The 4,508-nt window shown below is 71.8% G+C and carries 4 protein-coding genes; 2 read left to right on the forward strand and 2 right to left on the reverse strand.

All coding sequences use genetic code 11. The features are described 5' to 3' along the window. The first annotated feature begins 152 nt into the window (after positions 1-152). Together JWR81_RS18130 and JWR81_RS18135 are read left to right on the forward strand one after the other, a co-directional pair. Positions 153-2,528, forward strand: a complete 2,376-nt coding sequence (locus JWR81_RS18130; RefSeq protein WP_297653783.1) for an amino acid permease — start codon at positions 153-155, stop codon at positions 2,526-2,528. A gap of 248 nt (positions 2,529-2,776) precedes the next feature. Then, positions 2,777-2,971, forward strand: coding sequence for a hypothetical protein (locus tag JWR81_RS18135; RefSeq protein ID WP_297653786.1), 195 nt, complete (start codon positions 2,777-2,779; stop codon positions 2,969-2,971). A gap of 34 nt (positions 2,972-3,005) precedes the next feature. Here JWR81_RS18135 and JWR81_RS18140 read toward each other — a convergent pair whose 3' ends face one another. After that, on the reverse strand, positions 3,006-4,094 hold the full coding sequence (locus JWR81_RS18140) for a PHB depolymerase family esterase (protein ID WP_297653789.1): 1,089 nt from the start codon (positions 4,092-4,094) through the stop codon (positions 3,006-3,008). A 107-nt stretch (positions 4,095-4,201) separates the two neighbouring features. Beyond that, the coding region (locus JWR81_RS18145) for a CopG family transcriptional regulator (protein ID WP_297653793.1) at positions 4,202-4,508 on the reverse strand (307 nt) is incomplete at its 5' end.

Raw genomic sequence — 4,508 nt, forward strand, 5'->3', positions numbered from 1 at the left:
CGGACGAGCATGAGGGCGCCCCTGTACTGCGTGGCTGTGCCGAAGGGCCCGGCCGAGCTCGACCTACCTGGAACGGGGGCCACGTGACCGAACCCGCTGCACAGATCCCGGACCAGGGCGAGACGGGAGGCCGGCGAGCGCAGCGCGATCCCGTGGCGGTTCCCGAGCCGTGGGGTTACCGACTCAAGCGGGTGTTCCTCGGGGCACCGCTGGTCAGCGAGCGGTTGAGCGAGGAGCGGCTGCCCAACACGCTCGCGCTGGGAGTCCTGGCTCCCGACTGCATCTCCTCCTCGGCGTACGGCACCGAGCAGATGCTGGTGGAGCTGCTGCCCGTGTTCGGGCTGGCGGCATTCAGTCTCGTGCTCTCCATCACCGGTGTCGTGCTGGCCCTGCTGGTGCTGTTGACGCTGTCCTACCGCGAGGTCGTGCAGGTCTACACCAAGGCCGGCGGGTCCTACGTGGTCGCGAGGGAGAACTTCGGGCCACGCGTGGCCCAGATCGCCGCCGTCGCACTCCTGATCGACTACGTCGTGACCGTCGCGGTGCAGACCGCGGCGGGAACGGTCGCGGTGGTCTCGGCCGTCCCGGAGCTGGGCCCCTACAGCCTGGTGATCACCGTCGGCGTGGTGGTCCTGCTCGCCTACGGCAACCTGCGAGGCATCCGGGAGGCCGGACGGGCCTTCGCGCTCCCCACCTACCTGTTCGGCGGCGCGATGGCAGCGGTCATCGTGGTCGGGACGGTGCGCGGCCTGCTGGGCGACCTTCCCAGCTACGACCCCGCCGCACTCCCGGGCGCGGTCCCCGTCGGCAGCGGGGCCGGCCTCACTCTCGGGGTCGTGGTGCTGACGCTGTTGCGATCCTTCGCCAACGGCGGTTCGTCGCTGACCGGGCTGGAGGCGATCAGCAACGGCGTGAGCAGCTTCCGGCCGCCCGAAGGGGTCAACGCCCGGCGGGTGCTCGTCGTCATGGCCGCGACGTTGGCGTTCCTCGTCGCAGGGGTGTCATGGCTCGCCCACCTGACCCATGCCACGCCGTTCATCAGCGGTTACCCGTCGGTGATCTCCCAGGAGGTCCGGGCGGTGTTCGGCGCCGGGCCGGCGGGAACGGTGCTGTTCGACGTGGTGCAGGCGGTGACGGCGCTGATCCTCTACACCGGGGCCAACACCAGCTTCAACGGGTTCCCGTTCCTGGCCAGCTTCGTGGCCGGGGACTCGTTCCTGCCCCGGCAGCTGACCAAGCGGGGCCACCGGCTGGTCTTCTCCAACGGCATCATCGTGCTGGCCGTGGTCGCGATCGTCCTGCTCGTGGTCAGCGGCGGCACCGTCTCCGCGCTGGTGCCGTTCTACGCCATCGGCGTGTTCACGGGCTTCACCCTGGCCGGGTTCGGCATGGCCAGGTACCACCTCACGCACCGCGAGCCCGGCTGGCGGCCCAAGCTGGTCATCAACGCCAGTGCCGGCGCCCTCTCGCTCCTCGTCGTCCTGATCTTCGCGGTGGTCAAGTTCACCGAGGGTGCCTGGGCCGTGGTCGTGCTGTTCCCGATCCTCGTGTTCGCCCTGATCCGGCTCAACCGCCAGTACCGGGAGGAGGAGGCCGCGCTCGCGGCGCTCGCCCCGATCCTCGACGTCGAGCCCACGTGGTCACGTCACGTCGTGCTGGTGTTCGTCGACAACCTCGACCTCGCGACCCTGCGTGCCCTGCGCTACGCGCGCGGGCTGCGTGCGGCCGAGATCCGGGCGGTGCACTTCGTCATCGACGAGCCCCGGGCCCGGCGGCTGGCCGATCGGTGGGGACGTTTCCAGCGTGGCGACATCGGCCTGGAACTGCACGACTGCCCCGACCGCAGGCTGGGGCGGGCGTCGGTCGAGCTGATCAGCCGCCTGGTGGGCGACGGCCGGACCGAGATGACCGTCCTGCTGCCGCGACGCACCTACTCGCCCGTGCTCGGACGCCTCCTGCACGACCGCACGGCCGACCACCTCGCCGAACGCATCAGCAGCGTGCCGCACGCCGCCGCCACGATCATCCCGTTCGATGTGAGCGGGCCCGTGAGGCGGCTCTCCGAGGCCCGCCGCGAGGGGGAGAGCTTCGTCGACACGCAGCGGCGTCTCGTCGCCGACCCCACCGTTCCCGACCCGTCTGCCCCCGCCCCGGCGCCACCAGCCCCCGGCGCACCGGCGCGGGAAGGGCGACCCGAGCCCACGTCGACCCCGATCGGGGAGCTCCCCGACCGTGGACCGGCCACCGTCACCGGCAGCGTCACCGGGGTCGAGATCGTCTCAGCCGACGGAACCCCGGCGCTCGCCTGCACCGTCACCGACGAGAGCGGCACCATCACCGCCCGGTTCTACGGCTGTTCGTACATCAAGGGCATGGAGCCCGGCCGTGCGGTCCGGCTGCAGGGCCGTCTCTCGAGTGTCGCGGGCCGGCTGACACTCATCGACCCCAGCTACCGGCTGCTCAGCCGCCGCACCGGTGGCGACACCGGGGCTCGTCAGGATCAGAACCCGGACGACCCGACAACGTGAACATCAGGTGAGCGACGGGTGGGGCGGGGTTCCCTGGACGAAGTCCGCCGGAACCAGGACGTCCTCGGGAACCATCCGAGCCAGGCGCTTCGCGAACGACCGCGCCCCGGGTCCTCATGTCGATCTCCTTGCCGTCACCGCACACCGCTCCAGCCACCGGAGCGGCCGCAGCCCGGTCGTGATCCGGTGTCCGGCCGGGGGCGCCCCAGGCTGTACAAGGCGGCGGAGCTGGACAAGGCTCGGTAGGCATGACCGAGCCTGCTGAGCGCGTCTTCACACACCTCACGGCCGCCCAGGCCGAGGGCGTCGCCTGTGTGATGTGCGGGCGGCACTACGGGCTCCTCGACGTCACGCTCTACGACCCGGTCGGCCAGTCGGAGGCCGGCAGCCGCGTCTATGCCTGCAGCGGGGTCTGCGCCGAGCTGGCGAGCATGGACGACTGAGCCAGGCAGCTCCGTAGGTCGGATGCGGTTGTGCTCAGCGGTGGTGTTCGAGGAAGAACCGGACCATCTCCGCAGAGGCGTCGGGACCCATGGGGTCGGTGTAGGACCCGACCGGGTTTCCGCCGAACCAGGCGTGGCCGCCACCGTGCACGGTCCAGGCCTCGGCGAGGACGGTGCCGTCGAGGTCGGTGTACACCGTCCTGGTGGACGGGCGACCGGGCCCGGAGTCGTGGCGGGTGGTGTCGGACAGGGATGAGGCCGTGTTCGCCAGCCGGGCCGCGACGAGCTTCTCGGCGTTCACCGGTGCCACGATGGCGTCACGGTCGCCGTGGAACACGATCAGCGGCACCGCTGCTCCCGGCCCGGGGTTCCCACCCGTGCGCATCGCGGCGAAGGCGGACGCGACGTCGTTCGCGGCGCCGTGGGCGATTCCGGAGTGCACGCCCACCCCGGCGTAGAGCTCCGGGTGGGTCGCGGCCATGACGGCGGCCATGGCGCCTCCCGCGGACAGCCCGGCCACGTGGACGCGTCCGGGATCGACGACGTGGTCGCTCATGACGGTGCGCGTTATGCCGGCGATGATCGCCGGCTCACCGGTGTCGGCGTGCTGGTCGGCGGGGGAGAACCAGTTCCAGTAGCCGCCGCTGTTGGCCGCGGAGGACTGTTGCGGGTAGGCGACGAGAAAGGTGTGCTGCTCGGCGAGGTCGTTCATGCGGGTGCCGGCGGCGAAGTCCGCGGCGTCCTGCTTCCCGCCGTGCAGCATGACGACGAGCGGCACCGGTGCTCCGCTGTAGCCGGTGGGGATGTAGAGGTCGTAGGCCCGTGTCCCGGACGGCCCGGTGTGGCGCAGGTGGCGGATCTCGCCGCCGGGAGCTGCGGCCGCCTCGGCCGTTGCGGGACCACCGCCGCCGGCGGTGGTCGTCGTGAGGTTGCGCAGCAGGCCGCCGGCTCCGGCGCGTGCCGCGTCGGCGAGGATGCCCGCCAGTCCGCCACCGGCGCGGCGGCCCAGGAGCGATCCGGGTGTGGTCGCAGCGGTGTGTGGTGCGGCCCCGAGGGTGCGCTGCAGCAGGGCGGCCGCCTCCACCAGCCTCCCCTCCCGGGTGAGCCTCAGTGCTTCGGACATGCTGGTGGAGCGTTCGGCGTCCATGGATTTCCCTCTCGGGGTGTTCTACCGGCAGTGGGCCCGGTCGGGCGGTGCCGTGAGGATGGATGGCCCGTGCGTGGCGGTGGTCAGACCGTGCGTGGCGCGAGGGCGGCCTTGACCGCCCTCGGCGCCCGGAAGGCGCCGAGCACCTCCACCGACGCGATGGTCGCCAGCGCGAGCTCCGGGGTGACGTCGTCGGCGACCGTGGCGAGCCCCAGTACCTGCAGCTCGATCGTCTGCCCGGCGTCACGGAGCTGTTCGAGCTCACGGCGGCCGAGATGCCGGGTGCCGAGCGTCAACGTCCGGCGCTGCACGGTGTCGTTCACCGCGTCCGCCCGGCTCTCGAGCTGCCGCCGGATCGCTGTGCGGATGAAGTCCGTGCGGTTGGCGTAG

It is taken from the genome of Pseudonocardia sp. (assembly GCF_025965585.1).
In the GTDB taxonomy this organism is placed as follows: Bacteria; Actinomycetota; Actinomycetes; order Mycobacteriales; family Pseudonocardiaceae; genus Pseudonocardia.

Excerpts from the sequence above, each read along its gene's own strand:
- JWR81_RS18140 (WP_297653789.1), bottom strand. The coding sequence starts at position 4,094 with ATGTCCGAAGCACTGAGGCTCACCCGGGAGGGGAGGCTGGTGGAGGCG.
- JWR81_RS18135 (WP_297653786.1), top strand. The coding sequence starts at position 2,777 with ATGACCGAGCCTGCTGAGCGCGTCTTCACACACCTCACGGCCGCCCAG.